Origin of the sequence: Methanosphaerula subterraneus, from assembly GCF_052055875.1 — an archaeon.
GTDB classification, from domain to species: Archaea; Halobacteriota; Methanomicrobia; order Methanomicrobiales; family Methanospirillaceae; genus Methanosphaerula; species Methanosphaerula subterraneus.
Genome location: NZ_CP170508.1, coordinates 2192491 through 2212610 on the forward strand (window position 1 = coordinate 2192491; position 20120 = coordinate 2212610).

Annotated in this window: 20 protein-coding genes; 10 read left to right on the forward strand and 10 right to left on the reverse strand. The window is 61.9% G+C overall.

The window, feature by feature from the left end; genetic code table 11:
- The first annotated feature begins 38 nt into the window (after nt 1-38).
- Together ACFKSJ_RS10715 and ACFKSJ_RS10720 are read left to right on the forward strand one after the other, a co-directional pair.
- Nucleotides 39-542: an N-acetyltransferase family protein gene (locus tag ACFKSJ_RS10715; RefSeq protein ID WP_440949790.1), complete on the forward strand. Its 504-nt coding sequence runs from the start codon at nt 39-41 to the stop codon at nt 540-542.
- Between the two features lie 159 nt (nt 543-701).
- Nucleotides 702-2567 carry a GNAT family N-acetyltransferase gene (locus tag ACFKSJ_RS10720; protein ID WP_440949791.1) on the forward strand — a complete coding sequence of 622 codons (1866 nt, stop codon included), beginning with the start codon at nt 702-704 and terminating at the stop codon, nt 2565-2567.
- Here ACFKSJ_RS10720 and ACFKSJ_RS10725 read toward each other — a convergent pair.
- The 4 genes from ACFKSJ_RS10725 to ACFKSJ_RS10740 are packed head-to-tail and all read right to left on the reverse strand — an operon-like array spanning nt 2526 to nt 5819.
- Nucleotides 2526-3290 carry a TIGR04282 family arsenosugar biosynthesis glycosyltransferase gene (locus ACFKSJ_RS10725; protein ID WP_440949792.1) on the reverse strand — a complete coding sequence of 255 codons (765 nt, stop codon included), beginning with the start codon at nt 3288-3290 and terminating at the stop codon, nt 2526-2528. The two genes, ACFKSJ_RS10720 and ACFKSJ_RS10725, sit on opposite strands and share 42 nt — an antisense overlap.
- Nucleotides 3263-4066 (reverse strand): class I SAM-dependent methyltransferase, encoded by an 804-nt coding sequence (locus ACFKSJ_RS10730; protein ID WP_440949793.1) that lies wholly within the window; start codon nt 4064-4066, stop codon nt 3263-3265. The genes ACFKSJ_RS10725 and ACFKSJ_RS10730 overlap by 28 nt, the downstream gene beginning before the upstream one ends.
- Nucleotides 4066-5157 carry a radical SAM/SPASM domain-containing protein gene (locus tag ACFKSJ_RS10735; RefSeq protein ID WP_440949794.1) on the reverse strand — a complete coding sequence of 364 codons (1092 nt, stop codon included), beginning with the start codon at nt 5155-5157 and terminating at the stop codon, nt 4066-4068. Before ACFKSJ_RS10735 ends, ACFKSJ_RS10730 begins: the two co-directional genes overlap by 1 nt.
- 5 nt (nt 5158-5162) lie before the next feature.
- Complete coding sequence (locus ACFKSJ_RS10740) at nt 5163-5819, reverse strand: hypothetical protein (protein ID WP_440949795.1); 657 nt, start codon at nt 5817-5819, stop codon at nt 5163-5165.
- Nucleotides 5820-5892: 73 nt separating this feature from the next.
- Here ACFKSJ_RS10740 and ACFKSJ_RS10745 point away from each other — a divergent pair, with 73 nt between their 5' ends.
- The 5 genes from ACFKSJ_RS10745 to ACFKSJ_RS10765 all read left to right on the forward strand — a co-directional run bounded on the left by ACFKSJ_RS10745 (nt 5893) and on the right by ACFKSJ_RS10765 (nt 11638).
- Nucleotides 5893-6588, forward strand: coding sequence for a TIGR04283 family arsenosugar biosynthesis glycosyltransferase (locus ACFKSJ_RS10745; RefSeq protein WP_440949796.1), 696 nt, complete (start codon nt 5893-5895; stop codon nt 6586-6588).
- A 206-nt stretch (nt 6589-6794) separates the two neighbouring features.
- Complete coding sequence (locus ACFKSJ_RS10750) at nt 6795-7349, forward strand: DUF998 domain-containing protein (protein ID WP_440949797.1); 555 nt, start codon at nt 6795-6797, stop codon at nt 7347-7349.
- A 123-nt stretch (nt 7350-7472) separates the two neighbouring features.
- Nucleotides 7473-7973 carry an N-acetyltransferase family protein gene (locus ACFKSJ_RS10755; protein ID WP_440949798.1) on the forward strand — a complete coding sequence of 167 codons (501 nt, stop codon included), beginning with the start codon at nt 7473-7475 and terminating at the stop codon, nt 7971-7973.
- 130 nt (nt 7974-8103) lie between these two features.
- Nucleotides 8104-10176, forward strand: a complete 2073-nt coding sequence (locus tag ACFKSJ_RS10760) for a histidine kinase N-terminal 7TM domain-containing protein (protein ID WP_440949799.1) — start codon at nt 8104-8106, stop codon at nt 10174-10176.
- A 247-nt stretch (nt 10177-10423) separates the two neighbouring features.
- On the forward strand, nt 10424-11638 hold the full coding sequence (locus ACFKSJ_RS10765) for a type III PLP-dependent enzyme (protein ID WP_440949800.1): 1215 nt from the start codon (nt 10424-10426) through the stop codon (nt 11636-11638).
- Nucleotides 11639-11697: 59 nt separating this feature from the next.
- Here the strand turns inward: ACFKSJ_RS10765 and ACFKSJ_RS10770 are convergent, their stop codons facing one another.
- The 6 genes from ACFKSJ_RS10770 to ACFKSJ_RS10795 all read right to left on the reverse strand — a co-directional run bounded on the left by ACFKSJ_RS10770 (nt 11698) and on the right by ACFKSJ_RS10795 (nt 16878).
- Nucleotides 11698-11991: a putative quinol monooxygenase gene (locus ACFKSJ_RS10770; protein ID WP_440949801.1), complete on the reverse strand. Its 294-nt coding sequence runs from the start codon at nt 11989-11991 to the stop codon at nt 11698-11700.
- 109 nt (nt 11992-12100) lie between these two features.
- Entirely contained in the window at nt 12101-12583 is a 483-nt protein-coding gene (locus ACFKSJ_RS10775) for a YkgJ family cysteine cluster protein (RefSeq protein WP_440951426.1), read from the reverse strand.
- Nucleotides 12584-12672: 89 nt separating this feature from the next.
- The gene (locus ACFKSJ_RS10780; protein WP_440949802.1) at nt 12673-12897 is read right to left on the reverse strand and encodes a hypothetical protein; all 225 of its coding nucleotides are present in this window, start codon (nt 12895-12897) and stop codon (nt 12673-12675) included.
- Nucleotides 12898-13101: 204 nt separating this feature from the next.
- Nucleotides 13102-14928, reverse strand: a complete 1827-nt coding sequence (recQ, locus tag ACFKSJ_RS10785; protein ID WP_440949803.1) for a DNA helicase RecQ — start codon at nt 14926-14928, stop codon at nt 13102-13104.
- 122 nt (nt 14929-15050) lie between these two features.
- Nucleotides 15051-16211, reverse strand: coding sequence for a M28 family peptidase (locus tag ACFKSJ_RS10790; protein WP_440949804.1), 1161 nt, complete (start codon nt 16209-16211; stop codon nt 15051-15053).
- A gap of 193 nt (nt 16212-16404) precedes the next feature.
- Nucleotides 16405-16878 (reverse strand): nuclear transport factor 2 family protein, encoded by a 474-nt coding sequence (locus ACFKSJ_RS10795; RefSeq protein WP_440949805.1) that lies wholly within the window; start codon nt 16876-16878, stop codon nt 16405-16407.
- A gap of 123 nt (nt 16879-17001) precedes the next feature.
- On the opposite strand from ACFKSJ_RS10795, the gene ACFKSJ_RS10800 reads away from it, so the two are divergent.
- The 3 genes from ACFKSJ_RS10800 to ACFKSJ_RS10810 all read left to right on the forward strand — a co-directional run bounded on the left by ACFKSJ_RS10800 (nt 17002) and on the right by ACFKSJ_RS10810 (nt 20073).
- Nucleotides 17002-18267 carry a response regulator gene (locus ACFKSJ_RS10800; protein ID WP_440949806.1) on the forward strand — a complete coding sequence of 422 codons (1266 nt, stop codon included), beginning with the start codon at nt 17002-17004 and terminating at the stop codon, nt 18265-18267.
- 144 nt (nt 18268-18411) lie between these two features.
- Nucleotides 18412-18888: a MarR family winged helix-turn-helix transcriptional regulator gene (locus ACFKSJ_RS10805; protein WP_440949807.1), complete on the forward strand. Its 477-nt coding sequence runs from the start codon at nt 18412-18414 to the stop codon at nt 18886-18888.
- Complete coding sequence (locus ACFKSJ_RS10810) at nt 18889-20073, forward strand: MFS transporter (protein ID WP_440949808.1); 1185 nt, start codon at nt 18889-18891, stop codon at nt 20071-20073.
- The last annotated feature ends 47 nt before the right edge of the window (nt 20074-20120 follow it).

The following is a 20120-nucleotide window of genomic DNA, read 5'->3' on the forward strand; positions in this document are numbered from 1 at the left end:
TGGTTTTACCCGCGTATCTTCAACAGAGCACAGAGCGTATGACAGCAGAACCAGCCTACCAGTTCACCCCGATCACAGCCACCGACGGCCCGGCCCTGACCGGGATCTTCAACCACTACATCGAGCAGAGCGACGCGGCATTTCTTGAAGACCCCGTCTCCCCAGCATTCTTCGAACGATTACTTCCGTATCTGAAGATATACCCCTCGGTCGCCGTCCGCGACGATCAGGGAACCCTGGTCGGCTTCGGGATGCTCCGGCCCCACAACCAGATGCCGGCCTTCCGGCACACCGCCGAGATCACCTGCTTCATCAGCCCTGACCGGACCGGGCAGGGGATCGGCAGCCGGATGCTCGAGCACCTGGAGGCGGAAGGGAGGAAGGCCGGGATCCAGAACATCCTCGCCTGTATCTCCTCGAAGAACGAGGGGAGTATCAGGTTTCACGCCCGCGCCGGGTTCACCGAAGTGGGACGGTTCAAGAACGCCGGCAAAAAGTGGGGGGCGTTCTTCGACACGGTCTGGATGCAGAAGGAGATCTGATCTCCTGCGATGACCGGACCGGTCGAGAAGAACGAACCGATATCAGTACATGCCGGGTGATCCCGGGAATGATACCATGACCAGAGAGAACGTGCCCGGGGTTGATGGATCGGTGGGAGAGTACCGGCCGGCGGCAGAGACTGGGTGCCGGGGGAATCCGTGAATCGCTCTGTTCTGAGGCTTGATGGGTTCCTGGACGCCGCCCTCCTCGTCACCACCATGGGAGTGCTCCTGGTGAACGGTCTTGGCCTGACCGCCGGGATCACGGCCGTTCTCCCCCACCTCCTGTACATCCCGGTGGTGATCGGCGCCTACCGGTTCCCGCGATGGGGGACGGCCGCAGCCGGGTCCATCGGAGGGGTCTACCTGCTGATGGTCCTCCTGACCGCCGGCGGGTCGTCTGGCCTGCTCGTCGAGGCGCTGGTCCGGGTCGGTCTGCTGATCATCATCGGGTGGCTGGTCGCCCGGCTCACCCGCCGGCTCCATGAACAGGAGGACCTCTACCGGGGGCTCTTCGATCACTCGGAGGGGGGGAGCCTCCTGATCGCCGGCACCGGGGCCGGGCGGGTCGTCGAGGAGGTCAACTGGAAGGCCGCCTCCCTCGTCGGCAGGAAGCGTTCGGCAGTTCGGGGCGGCCCCCTCACCGCGTTCTGGGAGCCGGAGGAGGAGTCGGCCTTCTTCTCCCGCCTCTCCCGGGAAGGAGCGGTGTACGAGACCGAGACGACCTTCTCCCTGCCCGACGGCGCCCCCCTGATCGTCAAGGTCTCCGCCGCCTCCCTCCCCGGCGGCCGGGTGATCCTCACCTTCTTCGATATCACGGCCCGCGTCCGCGCCGAACAGGCCGTCAAGACCGCCAACGATAAACTGAACCTCCTCTCCCGTATCTCAGCCGATCACCTGCAGCGGACCGTCGACGAGATCCGGGCGACGGTCGACGAGGCGGCTGCAGAGGGCGGCGGTGCCGGGGTTCAGGCATACTTTGGGCGTATCCGGACTCTCGCTGCGACCGTGTCGCGACAGCTCGTCCTCACCGAGTCCTACAAGAACCTCGGGACCTCCCCGCCGGTCTGGCAGAACGTCCAGCGGACACTCGAGTCCGTTCACCTGCCGGCAGATGCCGGCACCGCCCGGGTCCGGTTCTGGGCCGAACGGCTCGAGCTCTCTGCAGACCCCCTCCTTGTCGACGTCCTCGCCCACCTGGTCAGGAACCCGTTCCGGTTCGCCACCCCGGTGACCGAGGTCCTTGTCCGGTACCAGGAGACCGGTGACGGGCTCGACCTCTCGGTGGAGGACGACGGTCAGGGCGTCTCGACCGGCGAGAAGAGGCGGATCTTCGAGTACGATGCTGGGGAGCACGCCGGGATCGGCCTCTTCATCTGCCGGCAGATCCTCGAGGTGACCGGGATCACCATCGAGGAGGTCGGGACGGAGGGGAGCGGGGCACGGTTTGTGGTCCATGTGCCGCCCGGGAGGTACCGGATCGAAGGGGGTGAGGACGCCCCTGCGGCCCCGCTCTCATCCGGGCCGGCACCCCTCGGAGTCCGGGACACCGCCGGTCTTTCGGTGCGGGAACTCTCCTCTGCGGAGTTCCCGATCGCAGAGGCGGTCTGGGTCGATTACCACCAGATGAAGGGCGACCCCCGGACGGACCGGGTCTTTGCAGCGTTCCTGGACGGCCAGGTGGTCTCCCTTGCCCGGTGCCGGCGTCATCCGGACGGGCTCGAGGTGGATGGCGTCTTCACACCGGTCGTCCACCGGGGTCACGGGTATGCCCATGCCGTGGTGTCGGCCCTTGTCGAGGCCTGCGGGCGCGATCTCCTCTTTATGTACGCCGTCCGGGACCTCACCGGGTTCTACGCCCGGTACGGGTTTGCGCCGATCGATGAGCATCACCTCCCGCCCACGATCCGGGAACGGTATGCCTGGGCCCAGGGGCAGATGGAGGGGGCGAACGTCTGCCCGATGAGACGGGACCCCCCGGGATCACCGGTCCCGGTCACCTGGCCGGTCGTTGCGTCGCTCTGACCGGGTGACCAGCCCGAGGCCGGCGAGGGCCTCTCTGGTCGCCGGACAGGCCGGGGGTGTGCCGGCACCCGCCCCGGCCCTCGCCCCCGCCTCCAGGTCCCTGACGAGGCGGGAGAGGTCCTGCATGGTGTCGATGTCGGGGCAGGAGGGGAGCAGGACGGTAATCATCCCCTCCCGTTCCGCCTGCTCAAGGGTCTTTGAGAGCACACCGGAGGTGCTCCAGGGAATCCCGGCGAAGAGGGCCGGGACATGAGCACAGGTCCCGATCAGGTAGTACCCCCCGTCGTCGCAGGGGCCGAGCACCAGGTCGGCGTGATCGAGGGAGGCGAAGGCGAGCGAAAGGTGCTCCGGGTCCATCCCGGGAACGTCGCTGGCGACGATCAGCACCTGTTCAAACCCCGACGAGAAGAGCTGGTTCGAGACCCGGGCGAGGCGGGTCCCCAGGTCTCCGGACCCCTGGGGGATGCACGCCATCCCGGAAGGTGCACGGTCTCTAAAGAACGCTCCGGCCTTGTCGGGATCGCAGGCGATGAACCCCTTCACGCCAGTTCCCGCAACCAGGGCGAGGGTGTCGGTGAGGAACGCCCCGTAGAGATCTGCGGCCTCCCGGGGGGAGAGCGGGGGGCAGAGCCGGGTCTTGACCCTCCCCGGCGCCGGCTCCTTTGCCATGACAGCGATGGCCCGTCGGACGGAGATCAGGGGCCGGCCTTCCGTGCGATCCATCGCCCCCGCCCGACCTTTCCTTCATGGGCCGCCTGCTCCCAGCCTGCGATCCCCTGCAGCGCCACCGTGTACATCTCCTGTCCGATCTGTTCGATGATCATCGCCCGCAGATCCCCGGTCACCAGCTCCCGGTACCGCCCCAGGGCGAGGGCGAACTCCTGGTCGAGGTTCTCGTACCCGGTCACCTCCCACCCGTGCCGGGCGAGCAGGGCGTCGTATCTCCCGGGGGTCTCGAGGGTGGGGAAGAGCATGAACGAGAGCAGTGCCTCCCGCTCGCCATCCGTCATCCTCCCCGTCTCGACCCAGTCGGTGAAGGCCAGTATCCCGCCGGGCTTCGCCACCCGGCCGGCCTCGCTGATCAACCGCTCCCGGTCGGTCACATAGCACCAGGCGTCCTGGCCCCAGACGATGTCGAACGTCGATCCCCGGAACGGCAGGTCCAGGGCGTTCCCAAGCCGGAAGGAGACCCGGTCGACGAGGCCGGCCTTCTCGGTCCTCCTCTCCGCCTCTCTGACCATGGCCGCCGTCGCGTCCACCCCGATGACCCGGCACCCGTACCCGGCCGCAAGGTGGCGGGCCGGCCCCCCGAGGGCGCTGCAGATGTCGAGGAGGTGATCGCCGGCCTTGACTCCTGCCAGGGCTGCCAGCCGGTCGGTCTCCCCGGCACCGCCGACATGGATCTCCTCCCCCATCAGCAGTTCCCAGAGTGCACCGATGGGGCCGGCATACGCCTCACTGATGTCGGCGATGCTCAGATCGAGTGCTCTCCCTGTCATCAGACCAGGTCCTCCATCCCCGGACAGTTCGGGTCGTCGGCCATCAGGTCACCGGTGGTGAAGTAGGCCGTCGCCCGGCACCCCCAGCAGACCTGGTGGTTCCTGCAGGTGCTGCAGCGCCGGGTATCGCTCTCGTTCCTGAGGGGAAGGAAGAGGAGATCGCTCTGGTGACTGTTGATGATCTCCTCAAGCGGCCGGTCGTTCACATTTCCATATCCCTGCCTGATCACCGAGCACGGGGTCACCTCACCCTCTACGGTGACACAGACCATTCCGCCGCAGTAGTATTTGTTCACATCCATCGTGCTCATCGAGAGGTCAGAGCCGGGGTAGTCGACCTGGTCGCGCAGCCTGACGGCTTGCCCGACCTCCTCCCGGGCCGGGACCCATTCGGGATGCTCTCTGCCAAGACCGGTCATGCAGATCTGCGTCAGACAGGTCCGTATCCCCTTCGCCGAGAAGAACCGGATGGTCGCTTCCAGGTCCTCCCCGGCGAGCGGGCTGGTGAAGGTGATGCAGTTGATCATCTGCTCTGGCCTCTTGCCGGCCGCGAGCAGGTTCTCAACGCCGTCGAGGATCGCCTGGATCTTTGGCCCCGGGTCCCCGGTGTGGAGCGTCCCGTAGATCGCTCTGTTCAGACTGTCGAGGTGGACACTGACGAACCCGCCAGAGGTCATGGCCGCCACCTCCCTGGCCGTCTCCGGATCGGCCAGCGGGATCCCGCTTGTCCAGATGTTGTTGACGAGCCCGTTTTCCTCTGCCACCCCTGCCAGGGCAGCCCAGTCCTCTCTGAGCAGCGGGTCGCCACCGAGCCAGTCGATCGCCCGGACACCGATCCCGGCCGCCCCGGCGATCACCCGTCTGATCGATCTTGCGGAGAGTTCGGTCGACGGGGCATCCGCCCCTGCCGCGTAACAGTACCGACAGCCCTGCGTACAGGCGAGGCACGACTCGATCTGGATTGAGTAGACGAGGTTCTTCTCATAGTACCGGACCACCTCCTGATGATCCGGGTGCAGACACCCGCCGGCAGCGACGGTCCCTGTACAGGCGCCGGCGGGACGGTCCTCTGATGCGTGATGGGAGTTCATGGACATCACGATCCGAGGATCCCGATCGAGGCGAGCGGGATGAGGAGCATCAGCACAGACCAGAAGAACCCTGCTCGCTGAATGCTGAACCTTCCGACGTTCTTCGCATACTGTTCGATGATCGCGATTCCCACCAGCACCAGCAGCATCGCATTGAAGATCGTGGTCGAGTACTCGTGTTCGATGGGGAGATACTGGAGGTACGGGACGCCGTTCACCCACCTGGACAGGAAGAAGATGAAGGGCATGTGGGCGATGCCGAGGGCGGAGAGGAGGGGCAGATGGGTCTTCAACCAGAACCCTGCCCGTGGCCCGGGGACGATCAGCGGTCCCTTCTTCCACCATTCGATCGTTGCAGCTCCGACGACCAGGACGAGGAGGACCCCTTCGATCGCGGTCGCGGTCATCCCCGACCAGAACGCGAGCTCCGTCGGAATGGTGATGAACGAGGCGATGACCGCCCCGGTTCCGGTCAGGACCGATGGACGCAGGGAGGCGATGCCGACCGTGATAAAGATCAGTGCGAACGCAAAGTTGTGTGCCCACCGGGGTTCGGCCAGGTACAGCGGGAGGGCAGGCCCCAGCCAGAACCCCAACCAGGCCGCTCCCAGCAGGAGGATGCCGGTCCCGGTGATCATCCATCGTCGAAACTCGAATGTCATTACGCGGAGAGTGGCAGATCAGGGATAAATACCTTGGGCTCTCTGATTGATTCGGTTTCAGGCAGGACCATCGATGCCCCTCATCTCGATCATCACCCCGGTATTGAATGAAGAGCGGATGGTTCGGACGTTCTTCGACCACCTGGCCGGCCAGGACGGAGACTTCGAGGTGATCGTCGTCGACGGGGGGAGTACAGACGATACTCGTGTCATTCTGAATGCGTGTACACATGGCTTTCCTGCGCCGGTGACGATACTCCAGGCGTCCCGGGGGCGGAGCATTCAGATGAACGCCGGCGCTGCCGCGGCACAGGGGACGATCCTCCTCTTTCTTCATGTCGACTGCGTGATCCCACCGGACTCGCTGGCGGCGATCGAGCAGGCCTGCGCCCATCCCGGGATCGTCGGCGGGGCGTTCCTGCAGAGTTTCGCCGGGTTGGAGGGGCCGGAGGCGGTCGGCCGTCAGCCGGTGAACCTGCTCGCAGGTCGTCTTCAGACCTTCTTTGGGGACTTTGGGATCTTTGTCGACCGGGAGGTCTTTGTCCGGGCCGGCGGGTTCCCACTGGTCCCCTACTGTGAGGATATCGAGCTCTGCCGGGCGGTCAGACCCCTGGGAAGACTCGTCCAGATCGACCGGGTGATCCAGAGTTCCCCCCGGCGGTTCGAGCGGTTTGGGGGGTCGAGACTGGCTGCTGTGTACCTGCTCGCACTCGGGCTGAACCTGCTCGGAGTCCGGCCCATCTCTCTGAAGCGGTTCATCATCGATTGAAAGCACCTGAGGATCTTCGACGACCGTCCGGTCCTGGACCAGTCCCTCCTCATCACCCCCTGCAGCCCATCTCCCCATCCCTCTTCTTCATATAAGAACGAATAAATACGCCCAAAGCCCCTTCTGGATCATATGGCTGATCTCGATGGATTCTCCTCTCTCCGCAGTACCTTGCCATTGCCGGCTCGCTTCTGCTGATCGGCGGCATGGTGGCCTTCCTTGGCATCATCACCGCCGAAGCCCTCTATCCCGGGTACAGCACGTCGCAGAACCAGATCAGTGACCTGGGTGGCACGGAACCGCCGGAGAGCATCATCCTTGAGCCTTCAGCCACCATCTTCAACGTCGCGATGACATTGCTCGGGCTGCTGACCATCGGGGCTTCCCTGAGCCTTCACCGGGCCCTGGAGGACCGGGTCGTCACGATCCCGCTCGCCCTCCTCGACATCGGTGTCCTGGGTGTCGGGATCTTCAACGGGAGTTACGGCACGGTCCACGCACTCTTCGCCCTGCTCACCTTCGTCGCCGGTGGTATATCGGCTATCGCCGCCTCCTGGGTGGAACGGTCGCCGCTCTGTTATATCTCGGTGATCCTGGGTGCGGTCGCCCTGGCCAACCTCGTCGCCTTCTACGTCCTCGGGATGTCGAGCCCGATGGCCGCCTTGGGTATCGGCGGAGTGGAACGGTGGGTGGCCTACCCGGTCCTGCTCTGGGTGATCATCTTCGGCGGCTACCTGCTCGGGCGGTCACACCCGGCGTGACGACGGCAGCGCCGGGGTTCAGACCCGGTCCTGACCTCCCTATCAGAAGGAATTTTACGTTTTAATACCAAAAAGAACCCATCAGGGTCAGGGTTCAATCAGTACCCATCAGGAACGGACAGCATGACAGAGCACCCATACCAGTTTACCCCGATCACCGTATCGGACGGGGAAGCGCTGATCGAGATCTTCAACCATTATATCGAGGAGAGCGAAGCGGCCTTCCTGGAAGACCCCGTCTCCCCGGTATTCTTCGAAAAATTACTCCCCTATCTGAAGATATACCCGTCGGTTGCCGTCAGGGACGGTCAGGACGCCCTGGTCGGGTTCGGGATGCTCCGGCCGCACAATCAGATGCCGGCGTTTCGGCACACTGCCGAGATCACCTACTTTATCAGGCCCGACCTGACCGGCCAGGGGATCGGTACCAGCATGCTGCAGCACCTGGAGGAGCAGGGGAAGGGAGCCGGAATCCGGAACATCCTTGCCTGCATCTCCTCAAGGAATGAGGGGAGTATCAGGTTCCATACCCGATCCGGGTTCACCGAGTGCGGACGGTTCAAAAATACCGGCAGAAAGAAGGGCAGGTTCTTTGATACTGTCTGGATGCAGAAGGAGATCTGATCTGAGGTATGTCTGATCATCGTCCCGCCCGCCTGTCGTATCGATCGGGTGGTGAACCGCCGGCCGGAATCAGCATCTGTCATTATATCAACCACCCCCTCATGTTCAAGAAGAACTGACCCTCACCATCATGATCTACACCCCTCTCATCTGGCCGATCCTCATTGCGGCCTCGATCAACATCATGATCGCCATATACTGCCACAACCACCGTGAGGTCCCGGCAGCGCGACCCCTGGAGATGATGATGTGGATCAGTGCCTGCTGGGGGATCGATTACGCGCTCGAACTCTCGACCGAGACACTCTTCCTCAAGATTGTGCTGATGCAGGTCCGCTTCCTCTTCGTCCCGTTCCTCACCTACTTCGAACTCTCGTTCGTGCTCCACTATCTGAAGAGAGCGGATCTGATCGCAGGATGGCGGCGGGGTCTGCTGTTGATCGTCCCCAGTCTCACCGTGGCCCTGGCCCTGACCACCCAGTACCACACCCTCTTCCGGTCAGATTTTTATCTTGACCAGACAGGGCCGTTACCGATCCTGTTCTTTTCGAACGGCATCGGCTTCCAGGTCTATCTGGCCTTCTGTTATGCTCTGGTGCTCATCTCGCTGACACTGCTGCTCGTCGTCCGGCCCGAGACCCATACCTTCTACCGGCGGCAGCGTCTCCTCCTCCTCGTCGGTCTCCTCTTCCCCACCATCTTCGATCTCCTCTTCAATCTGGGTCTCTCCCCGATCAGGGGTCTCGCCATGGCATCGCTTGCGATGGTGGGGTCGGGGCTGATCCTCTCCTATGCCCTCTTCCGGTACGGGCTCCTGGAGATCGCCCCGGTCGCACGCAGCATGGTCATCGAGGAGATGCGGTCGCCGATGCTGGTCATCGATCCGCAGGGTGTTCTGGTTGATATGAACCGGGCGGCGGTGCATCTCCTTGGTGTCCGGCCGGATCAGGCTGTCGGCAAGCCCCTGGCCGTTCTGCTCGCCCGGTATCCCTCCCTCCTCGCCATCTCCGGGGATCCGGCACGGGAAGAAGTCCGGGAGGTCGAGGTCGAAGGGCCGGCTGGTCCCCAGGTCTTCGACGTCACCGTCGAGCACTTCCTCTCCGAACCCGGCACCCCCCTCGGCACCCTGGTGCTCCTGCAGGAGGTCACCGAACGGAAGCGGGCAGAAGAAGCCCTCCGCGGGAGTGAAGAGCGTTATCGGAACCTCGCCGACAGCCTTCCCGATTATGTACTCGTCCACCGCGACGGGATCATCCTGTATGCGAACAGGACGACCGTCGAGATGACCGGGGTTGCCCCGCAGAGCCTTGTCGGCCGGCACCTTACCGACTTCGTCGCCCCCGAGAGCAGGGACCTGGTACTGGATAATATTCATAGGCGGGTGCTACGGGAGATCATACCGACTTACGAGGCGGTGCTCCTGACCGGGACGGGTGAAAAGAAGACGGTGATCATCAACGCCACGATCATCTCGTTCATGGGGGAGCCGGCCTTCTTGGTCGTTGTCACCGACATCTCTGATCGAAAGAGGGCGGAGGAGGCCCTCCTGGTTGTGAATACCAAGTTGAACCTCCTCTCGAGCATCACCCGGCACGACATCACCAACCAGCTGATGGCCCTCAAGGGCTACCTCGAACTGAGCCAGGAGTCTCTCGATGAGCCGGCGCAGCTGGAGGACTACCTGGTCAGGGAGATACGGATCGCCGATACGATCGAGCGGCAGATCCGGTTCACCCGTGACTATGACGACCTGGGTGTGAGTTCTCCATCATGGCAGAACCTCAGTGGTATCATACACGACGCGGTGACCTCTCTCCCGATGCGGAACGTCAGTGTCGGGATCGACCGCGATGATGGGGAAGTCTTCGCCGACCCGCTCTTTGAGAAGGTCTTCTACAACCTGATCGACAACGCCCTCCGGTATGGCGGGGACCGGATGAAGACGATCAGGGTCTCCTGTGAGGAGACCGGGAATGGTCTTCTGATCGTCTTCGAGGATGACGGGGAAGGGATCCCGGAGGCAGGGAAGGAGCATCTCTTCACCAAGGGGTATGGGCAGAACACCGGCCTTGGTCTCTTCCTCTCCCGCGAGATCCTCTCGATCACAGGGATCACCATCACCGAGACCGGGACCCCCGGCTCCGGTGCACGGTTTGAGATCAGGGTGCCACAAGGGGCATACCGGTTCACCGGGGAACAGTAGCGCACCCCTTCATCTTCGCTGATCACGGATGGACACCTGTCCATGGAGGAGTTCAAAATTTGATGGTGTGCGTGCTGCCGCCGCCCTCCCTTTCTACCTCTTCAGCCCCGGGAGACAGAGGTGGGGCTATAAGGGGGTATGGAGACGAGATCATCGGTTCACGCCAGGAAGAATCCGGGGTACTCATGGGCCGGATTGTGATTGAACAGTCAAAAACTTCTTATTCGTGCAATGAAGTAATTTTGTAATGACAAAGGTGCCGGAGTCCGGGGATAAGATCGATAATTCAGAAGGGTGTGACGATAGTCTCCTCCATATCGACCAGGAGAGGAAGGACCTGTTGCAGAGCCTGGCAGGGGAGCATGGGACCCCGATCTTTGTCATCGATCATGAGAAGATCCGGCAGAACTACCGGGAGTTCAAGGAGCACCTGCCCGATGTCCAGGTGTACTACGCGGTCAAGGCCAACTCGAACCCCGAGATCGTGAAGACGCTCTTTGACATGGGGTGCAGTTTTGATGTCGCATCCATGCCGGAGTTCATGGTCGTCTACGAGAACATTAAGGACTTTCCAGAGAAAGAACGGCAGGAATGGATCTGGGACAAGATCATCTATGCCAATACCATCAAGCCGATCGAGACCATCCAGGCCCTCAATCAGTACAAGCCGCTCGTCACGTTCGATAACCAGGAAGAACTGAAGAAGATCCGGACCTATGCCCCTCATGCAGGGCTGGTACTCCGGATCCGGGTCCCCAATACCGGGTCGATGGTCGAGCTCTCCTCCAAGTTCGGGGCTGAACCGGGCGAGGCCGTCGACCTGATCGCCGAGGGGTTTGAGATGGGCCTGGTCACCGAGGGGCTCAGCTTCCATGTCGGCAGCCAGTGCACCAACTTCGATAACTATGTCCAGGCCCTGGAACTCTCGGCCAATATCATCGAGGAGGTCGAGACCAGGACCGGCCAGAAGATTCGGATCCTCGACATCGGCGGTGGTTTTCCGGTGCGGTACCATCCTGAGGTAAAATCCTTCAACGTCCTCGCCAGGAGGCTGAACACCGAGATCGAGCGGCTCTTCCCTTCGGACATACAGATCCTGGCAGAGCCGGGCAGGTTCCTGGTGGCCAATGCCTGCACGCTCGTCTCCAAGGTGATCGGGAAGGCATTCCGCGACGGAAAGCCCAGTTATTACATCAATGACGGGGTCTACCACACCTACTCCGGGCAGGTCTTCGACCATAACACCTACCCGGTGCTGGCCTTTCAGGAAGGAGACACCCAGATCTCAGCGGTCTTCGGACCGACCTGCGATGCGTTCGACACGATCACGCTCAGCGCCGAGCTGCCTGACCTCGAGATCAACGACCTGGTCTATTCAGAGAATATCGGTGCCTACTCGATCGCCTCGTCCACCTACTTCAACGGCTTCCCGCCGGCGACGGTGATCCATATCAACCTCTGATCCCGGAAGGTTTCAGACAAAAAAAGAGGGCCGGGGCCCATACCCGGAGGATCGTCCCTTCACGCAATCTTTTTGAGACGGTGGATCCGGGTCTCTTCGAGCAGGTCTTCGGTCGCCTGCTGAAAGGCATTCATATGCCCGGAACCCAGGTGTCTCTTCAACAGTTCCTCGTTCTCCCAGGTCTCGACGAACCAGAAGAGGCTGGGATCCTCACTGTCCAGGAACAGGTCGTAGGCGATGCACCCCTCGTCCAGACGTCGCGTCGATTCGATGAGTCTCTCCATCTCCTGCTGCACCTTCCCGACCATGTCGGGCCGGACCTTCATCCGGGCGATCACTGAATAGTGTGACATCTTCTGACTTCGCATGCTCTTCACCTATCACAGATGTACACTGCGGATGATAAAGACCATGGACCGGCAGCACCTGCCGGCCCTGTCCGGGTCCGGATGGAACCCCGGGTCATATCCGGACGGTATACCCGGCCCCGTTCAGCATCTGGATCACGGTCTCGTCCCAGACCCGATCGTCGGGCTCCACCAGGCGATCGATCTGGTCTCTAAAGAGCCGGATCAGCCCGGGGTCTCTGGAGTCCAGATGACGCTGGCCCATGATCCGCCCGGCCCTCTTCCCCCCGGCGTCGAGGATCAGCAGCCGCCAGCAGCCATAGTCCCTGCAGATCTCAGGGCGGGTCAGGTGGACGGTGCAGTAGCCTTTCGCAGACGGCCGGTCGAACCTGAAGAACGGACAGGCCTCGGGGCGTTCGGTGAAGATACTTTTGTCCTGGAAGAGTTCGACCTTGTCGGGGTCGACGACGACCGGTGTCCGCTCCCCGGTGTACTGGTTTCTGACCAGAAACCGGTACATTCCGCGGTCCTCTTCAATGATATGGACCAGGCCCAGATGGCTGCAGCATTCCCCGCACTGGTGACATTCGAACGACAGATGATCACACTCGGTACCCGGGTTTTGCTCGCATACCCCTTAAAGCCCGGTGATGCTATCCCTGTCGTCCTCTGTTCCCGGTGGAGATCTCAGTCCTGGAGCTCGGTGAGCATCACCATGATCTTCTTGATGATGATCTCCTCCTCTTTGAGCCGCTGCCGAAAATCGATCTGCTCGGTGTCAGCGATCTCCATCCGCAGGTCAGAGAGATAACTGGTGAGTATGTCGATCAGTGTCGATGCATCAGTGTCGGTGAGGGTGAGCTGGATCATCCGGTCCCTCCGATGCAGCACCCCGTCCGGGGGTTCATCCACGGTTCTACGGTCTCCGTTCCGCTCGTTCTGATCTCAAAAGTCGTTGCCATAATCTTACCCTGTCGATATCCAATTTTGATACTGCCATCATGGCCCTCGTACCTGCAAGGTTGATAGGCCCGGATGGGGCATGACAGGGCTCCTGTCGTCCCATGATTATTAAAATCTTCTGCTCGCCTGGAAAAAATGGCCGGCCCCGCCCGATCAGCACGCCTGGTGACCGGATTCCCCGGCACTCTCCCGGATCACCTCGATGAAGGCCGGGCCGTACCGCTTCACCTTCACCTCGCCGACGCCGGAGATCGCGAGAAGACTCTCCCGGTCACACGGTCGGACCCGGGCCATCTCCCGCAGCGTTCTGTCGGGGAAGATCATGAACGGCGGTACCCCCCCCTGGTCTGCGATCGTGCGGCGCAGAGCTCTGAGCCGGATGAAGAGGTCGTCATCCCCGGCAGCGGGGACTTCAGGCTCAACGGTAGGTCTGGGCTTCGCCACCCTCGCTTTCTTCTTCTCCGGCGCCGGCAGCATCACCCGGACCGTGCCCCTGAGCAGGTCATCGCTCTTTCTGGTCAGGCCGATCACCAGGTACCGGTCGCCGATCCGCGCCAGGTACCCCTGCCTGACCAGCTCGTTGATCCAGGTCCGGTACTGGGCCTTGCTGTGCCCTTTCCCGGTTCCGTACGCAGGGAGGGTGTCCAGGTGACAGTCCCTGACCCTGGCGCTCTTCGACCCGCGCAACAGGTCGGCGATCAGGTCGATGCCGAAGTTCGAGGGGAGCTGCTTCACACATCCAACGATCAGGCGGGCCGGTTCGGTGCCGTCGGTCCTTGCAGCCGGCTGGTCGCAGTTGTCGCACAGGCCGCACTGCTCGTCCGGGTAATCCTCCCCGAAGTAGGAGAGGAGGAACCTGCGCCGGCAGGTGATCGCCTCGCAGTACTCGGTCATCTCCTGCAGTTTCTTAAGCGAGGCCCGGAGGTTCCGATCTGTCATGTGGTCGTGCTCGAGCATCGAACGGACCCGTGCCGTGTCCCCCCGGCTGTAGAAGAGGACGCACTCGCTCGCCCGGCCGTCCCGCCCTGCCCGGCCGGTCTCCTGGTAGTAGGACTCCACCGTCTTCGGGATGTCGTAATGGATCACAAACCTGACATCCGGCTTGTCGATCCCCATCCCGAACGCGACGGTGGCACAGACGATCCGAATAGTGTTCTTGATGAACCCATCCTGGACCTTCGTCCTGACCTGTTTCGAGAGGCCGGCGTGGTAGGCGTGCGCATTGTACCCCCGTCGCCGGAGATCCCGGGCGACCTCCTCGGTCTCCTTCTTGCTCATACAGTAGACGATCCCGGTCTCGTTCCTGTGCCGGCTTAAGGAGGTGAGGAGGAGGACCATCGGGTTCTTCTTCTCGACCACCCGGTACATCAGGTTCTTCCGGTTGAAACTGCCGACATACTCGTGGGCGTTCAGGATCCCCAGCTGCTGGCAGATGTCCCGCCGCACCTCGGGGATGGCCGTCGCAGTCAGGGCGACGAGGGGGACGGCCGGGAAGTACTTCTTCAGCTGGGCCAGCTGCCTGTACTCGGGCCGGAAGTTATGCCCCCACTCGGAGATGCAGTGCGCTTCGTCGACGGCGATCAGCCGGACCGGGGCGGCTCTGATCAGGTCGAGGAAGCCGGCCTGCATGCACCGTTCCGGGGAGACGAAGAGGAGCCGGACCTTTCCGTCCTTCAGATCGGCCTCGATCTTCGTCCGGACACGGTACTCCATCGAACTGTTGAAGGCGACCGCAGGGATCCCCCGGGCGTTCAGGTCGTCGACCTGGTCCTTCATCAGGGAGATGAGCGGGGAGACGACCACAGTCAGGCCGCCGAGGTAGAGAGCCGGCAGCTGGTAACAGAGCGACTTTCCACCCCCGGTGGCCATGATCGCGAGCGTGTCCTGCCCTTTCAGCACCGACGCGATGATCTCCTTCTGGTGCGGGAGGAAGGAGGAGAAGCCCCAGTATTTTTTTAACAGATCCTCGGGTGGTGTCATGGTCTCTCCAGGGGGATGGCAGTGTAACGGGCAGTGAAACTGGTTGTAAGACTGATGCTGATCATTCTCCCGGAGACCACATAGAGTTCGCGGTAGGGGAGGTTCCGGGTGCTCCCGGTCCGCTACCGGGCCGGTCCCTCCAGGTCCAGGGCCCTGACGATCGCTTCGACGGCGTCGACCGTCCGCTCGATCAGGGCTTCGTCCAGCCCGGCCAGTGTGTCGGCGGGGGTGTGGATCACCCGTTCGATCACGCTCATCTCTGCATGGGCTGAGATGGCCATCGAAGGTATCCCCTGCATCAGGAAGATCATATGGTCCCCCTGGGGCCAGGGCTCGGCCCGCTCCAGGTCTGCGTACGGCTCTCGTGCCAGTTCCGCTCTGGCGATCATGGTGTCAGGACATGCATAGTACGAAATGCCTGACCTGTGGTCCAGAAGGCCGATCCCGTCGATATTGATCGCAAGGGCGACCTTCGCTGGGTCGGCGTAACCGGCATCCAGGTACGTCCCCTCGCCCGGGACAGCGTAACACTCCTCACCATTGAAGAAGACGAACTCAAACCCGATCGCCGGCGGCCGCTCAGCGAACCGCCGGGCGAGGAGGAGCAGGGCCGCCACCCCTGAGGCGTTGTCGAGTGCGCCGGGAGTATAATGTTTGGTGTCCAGGTGAGCAGAGAGGACGACCCTCTTCCCGGTCCCCCTCCGGCCGATCACGTTGGCGGCTTCTGTCCGATCGGTCCTGGTTTTGATGACGAGGGTGACCGGGTCGTCCGGGTGCGAGCGGAGGCGGTCCCCTGCCGGTGAGGTGACCGTGCAGGAGGGGAGCGGGAAGTCCCCGTCGATGATCACCGGTACCGGATAATCCGACCGGGGAGAGATCGTGATCAGGGCGGCCGGCGCCTTCTCCTCGAGGACCCTGGCGATCTCCTGGTGCGGTTCATGCTGGTAGAACCGGAAATTCCTCGGCATCAGCGGCTCGGCCGTCAGGTCCCCGTGGGCGATGACGATCTTCCCGGCGAGGTCCGCCTGCCTCAGGTCGTTCATCGACCCGACCCAGACTGCCGGTGCCGTGACGCTGCATCCGGGACTGTAGGGATTTGCCACCACCGGAACTCTCTCTTCGCCGGACCGGCATATCGTCTCCTCCACCGTCCAGTTCCTGGTCTCGAACTCCTGCCGTTCGACAGCATACCCGAGGGCTTCAAGTTCCCCTCCGATATACTCCTCCGCCCGGCGGCCGCCGGCCGAACCGGTCGGCCGCTCTCCGATTTCTGTGCAGAGCATGGCCAGGTGATCCCTGACCCGGCGCCCGGTGGCGGGGAGTGGGTTTTGGTCAGGGGTCCGCCTGTTTCTGTTCGGCCTTTGAGAGAATTCATCCTCGCCTGGCCAGGGCGATTCGGTTCCGGGAGTATTCATATTCTCTCAATGGTTCCTCTGATGTCGTAAAAAAAGTGTTCTGTTCTCTCCTCTCATGGGTTCAGAGGCCAAAGGAAGACAGACCCGGGTAATCGTCAGGGCGTCGACCGAGCGGCCAGTGGAACTTCCGTTCCCCCTCGGTGATCGGCAGGTCGTTGATGCTGGCATGGCGCACACTCATCCGGCCGGTCTGATCGAACTCCCAGTTCTCGTTGCCGTACGAACGGAACCAGTTCCCTGCGTCATCATGCCATTCATAGGCGAATCGTACGGCGATCCTGTTCTCATGGAAGGCCCAGACCTCCTTGATCAGGCGATATTCGAGTTCCTTTGCCCACTTCCGCTTGAGAAACTCGACGATCTCCTCGCGACCATTGACGAACTCGGTCCGGTTGCGCCACCTGCTGTCGATACTGTAGGCCAGCGAAACCTTTTCGGGGTTCCTCGAGTTCCATCCATCCTCTGCCATTCTTACTTTCTCCACCGCGGTCTCAAATGAGAACGGCGGCAATGGTAGCCGGCTTTCTTCTGTCATAGCGGGGACAATGCCGGTCGGATATTTAATAGTATCATCTCCCGGGGCCGGCCGTGAGACTATCATAGCAATCAACATATAATCTGCGACTGACAAAAATTGAACCACAATTGAAGGAACCCCATGTATCGCATACTCTCCATCGATGATGAACCTGCTCTCCTTGAGATCACCCGGCTCTATCTTGAACGATCCGGGGAGTTCACCGTCACGACGTGTGCTGGGGGACGTGAAGCACTGGCCCTCCTGGAGGAGGCCGGTTTTGATCTGATCATCTCAGATTACCAGATGCCAGAGATGGACGGGATCACCCTGTTAAAACTGGTCCGTTCCCGGTTCAGGAATATCCCGTTCATCCTCTTCACCGGCAAAGGACGCGAGGAGGTGGTCATCGAAGCCTTCGAGAATGGTGCCGATTTTTACATTCAGAAAGGTGGGGATCCCAGATCGCAGTTCGCCGAACTCTCCAACAAGATCAGGTACGCGATCTCGCGCAAGCGGGCCGAGCAGGCGCTCCGGGAGAGTGAAGAACGGTTGACCCTTGCCCTTGAAGGGGCCGAACTGGGTACCTGGGATTATACCATTGAAACAGGGGAGACCGTCTGCAATGAACGGTGGGCGAGGATGCTTGAGTACTCCCCGGAGGAGAGTTCGTTCTCTCTCCTGTCATGGGAGAACCTTGTCCATCCCGAGGACCTGCCCGGGGCGAAGGAGGAGTTCCAACGCCATATTGAGGGGGAGATCCCCCGGTTCGAGGCTGAATACCGGGTACGGACCAGGTCCGGAGGGTGGATCTCTGTTCTTGACAAGGGCAAGGTGATTGAGCGGGACGATCGGGGGCGGGCACTCCGTGCGGCGGGTACGCACCTCGATATCACCGGGATTAAACAGGCTGAGGAGATGAGGACCCATTACGGGCGTATCTTCGAGTCTTCTCAGAATGAGATCTACCTCTTCGACCTCCACACGCTCCTGTTCCTCGACATGAACCGGGGGGCTCGCGAAAATCTCGGGTACTCGATGGATGAACTCCGTACCATGACGCCGCTCGACCTCAAGCCCGAGTTCACCTGGGAGTCCTTCGATGCGCTGCTTGCTCCCCTGCGCAGTGGCGAGAAGGACCAGCAGGTCTTCTTCACCGTTCATCGAAGAAAGGACGCGTCCCTGTATCCTGTTGAGGTACATCTCCAGATCGCGAGGACCGGAATAATCCCGCTGTTCTTCTCCATCATCCTAGATATCACCGAGCACAGGCGCATGGAGAGGGCTCTCAAAGAGAGTGAGGAGAGGATCGCGCACCTCTCACAGTCGCTTGATGAAGCGAACAGGCGCCTCGATCTCTTCACCTCCTCCACCCGGCAGGAACCCGGTGAAGGGAAACCCGTCTGAGTATGCTGCGCGAACAGGTCGTTTTTAGAATTCCCCGTCTCACTTTTTGGTTTTGCCTGGAGGGATCAGAACGGTTAAATGATTCACTTACTTAACAATTAAGTAACTAATCGATTGATCGCCATGACCGCTCATGCCATCACAATGCAAGACCTGTACGGGGTCTGGATGCGTCTCCGGAACAAAGTCAATGAGATGGAGAGCATCCCTCGCGATTACGGGGTAGAAGACCCCCTCTACCTCTCCGAGATCCACATCCTTCAGGCGATCGGCGATACGCCGGAGAACAATCTCCGGGTCATCGCCGGCCTGCTCGGCGTGACCCCTTCTGCCACCTCGCAGGCCGTCACGAAACTGGCCGGCCGCGGACTGGTGCGAAAGATCCGGGGCCGGAAGAACGAGCGCGAGGTCTCGCTCGAACTGACCGATCCGGGAAGGATCGCCTACGAGCATCATGAACGATCCCATGGACAGATCTACGCCAGGATCACCGAACGGATCGGCACCCTTTCGGACGAGGAACTGGCCCTGGTCGGCCGCGTCTTCCATGCATTTGAATCGGTCTATGACGAGCGGATCGAGGAGCTCCGTACCGGGCGGCAGCAGTCAGAGGTGAGGTGAATGGGGGAAGGAGTCGAAACGGCGCAGACCCCGCCGGCCGGCACGGCCTCCGGGCTTCGGGAGATCTCTGAACTGGCCCTGGCCCACCTGATCAATGATATCTACGCACCGGTGCTGATGGCCCTGCAGCCGATGCTGATCACGACGATGGGCTACAGTTACCTCCAGGCCGCCCTCCTCCCGGTGATGCACAGCCTCATCTCGTCGCTCCTCCAGCCGGTCTTCGGGCGACTGGCCGACAGCCGTGGGTTCCGGGTCAGTGTCAGCCTCTCGATCCTCCTCTCCGGTCTCGGCGTTGCCCTCATCGGTCAGCTCACCGACCATTACCTGATCCTGCTCGTCTGCGTGGCGATCTCCGGTATCGGCCATGCCACCTTCCATCCCGGTGCACTCTGCAGGGTCGACGCCATTGCGACCAGGGGGAACCGGGGTCGGATCACCTCGTTCTTTGTCGTCGGCGGCAACCTCGGACAGGCCCTCGGTCCGATCCTCGGGGGACTGGTCCTGACCTTTGGTGGGATCCCTGCGGTCACCTGGCTGATCATCCCGGCCGTCGTCGGTGCCCTGATCCTCTTCGTCAGCCCGACCCCTGAAACCTGCCCGGTCGTCCGGAAGGCTGCCACGGCCGACGACCATGAGAACTGGAGGCCGGTGCTCCTCCTCTTCGGCGGGAGTACCCTGCGGGCCTGGGTGACGTTCGGGGCGATGACCTTCCTCCCCACGTATCTTGTCCTGAACGGGTATCCGATCCTGACGGCCACGATGCTCGTCAGCGTCATGCTCCTTGCCGGGGTTGCCGGGCAGATTGCAGGCGGGGTGCTCTCTGACCGTCTGGGTAGAAAGCCGATCGTCGTCGTCACCACAATTGCCGCCATTCCAGCCTTCGCTCTGATCCTGCTCACGCACGGGGCCTGGCAGATCGCTGCTCTCATGACCTTCGGGTTTCTGCTCTGGTCGTCGTTCTCGGTCACCATCGCCATGGCTCATGAGATGATCCCCTCGCAGATCGGCATGATATCGGGTCTCTTCATGGGGATCGCGATGGGTGCCGGCGGACTGGGGGTATCGGTCTCCGGAGCGATCGCCGACCATCTCGGCCTCACCGCGACCCTGACCCTCTTTCCGGTCCTCCTCCTCATCGCAGCCCTCCTCTTTCTCCTGGTCCGGTCTCCCCGGAAGGCCTAGGCCGTCCAGGGGTTCCGGGAGAGCGGGGATCACCCCCTGCCAGAAAA

What these genes read in the sequence shown, in the direction of transcription:
- ACFKSJ_RS10715 (WP_440949790.1), top strand. Translation starts at nt 39, where the DNA reads ATGACAGCAGAACCAGCCTACCAGTTCACCCCGATCACAGCCACCGAC.
- ACFKSJ_RS10725 (WP_440949792.1), bottom strand. Translation starts at nt 3,290, where the DNA reads ATGGATCGCACGGAAGGCCGGCCCCTGATCTCCGTCCGACGGGCCATC.
- ACFKSJ_RS10730 (WP_440949793.1), bottom strand. Translation starts at nt 4,066, where the DNA reads ATGACAGGGAGAGCACTCGATCTGAGCATCGCCGACATCAGTGAGGCG.
- ACFKSJ_RS10735 (WP_440949794.1), bottom strand. Translation starts at nt 5,157, where the DNA reads ATGAACTCCCATCACGCATCAGAGGACCGTCCCGCCGGCGCCTGTACA.
- ACFKSJ_RS10740 (WP_440949795.1), bottom strand. Translation starts at nt 5,819, where the DNA reads ATGACATTCGAGTTTCGACGATGGATGATCACCGGGACCGGCATCCTC.
- ACFKSJ_RS10745 (WP_440949796.1), top strand. Translation starts at nt 5,893, where the DNA reads ATGCCCCTCATCTCGATCATCACCCCGGTATTGAATGAAGAGCGGATG.
- ACFKSJ_RS10750 (WP_440949797.1), top strand. Translation starts at nt 6,795, where the DNA reads ATGGTGGCCTTCCTTGGCATCATCACCGCCGAAGCCCTCTATCCCGGG.
- ACFKSJ_RS10755 (WP_440949798.1), top strand. Translation starts at nt 7,473, where the DNA reads ATGACAGAGCACCCATACCAGTTTACCCCGATCACCGTATCGGACGGG.
- ACFKSJ_RS10760 (WP_440949799.1), top strand. Translation starts at nt 8,104, where the DNA reads ATGATCTACACCCCTCTCATCTGGCCGATCCTCATTGCGGCCTCGATC.
- ACFKSJ_RS10765 (WP_440949800.1), top strand. Translation starts at nt 10,424, where the DNA reads ATGACAAAGGTGCCGGAGTCCGGGGATAAGATCGATAATTCAGAAGGG.
- ACFKSJ_RS10770 (WP_440949801.1), bottom strand. Translation starts at nt 11,991, where the DNA reads ATGTCACACTATTCAGTGATCGCCCGGATGAAGGTCCGGCCCGACATG.
- recQ (WP_440949803.1), bottom strand. Translation starts at nt 14,928, where the DNA reads ATGACACCACCCGAGGATCTGTTAAAAAAATACTGGGGCTTCTCCTCC.
- ACFKSJ_RS10790 (WP_440949804.1), bottom strand. Translation starts at nt 16,211, where the DNA reads ATGCTCTGCACAGAAATCGGAGAGCGGCCGACCGGTTCGGCCGGCGGC.
- ACFKSJ_RS10795 (WP_440949805.1), bottom strand. Translation starts at nt 16,878, where the DNA reads ATGACAGAAGAAAGCCGGCTACCATTGCCGCCGTTCTCATTTGAGACC.
- ACFKSJ_RS10800 (WP_440949806.1), top strand. Translation starts at nt 17,002, where the DNA reads ATGTATCGCATACTCTCCATCGATGATGAACCTGCTCTCCTTGAGATC.
- ACFKSJ_RS10805 (WP_440949807.1), top strand. Translation starts at nt 18,412, where the DNA reads ATGCAAGACCTGTACGGGGTCTGGATGCGTCTCCGGAACAAAGTCAAT.
- ACFKSJ_RS10810 (WP_440949808.1), top strand. Translation starts at nt 18,889, where the DNA reads ATGGGGGAAGGAGTCGAAACGGCGCAGACCCCGCCGGCCGGCACGGCC.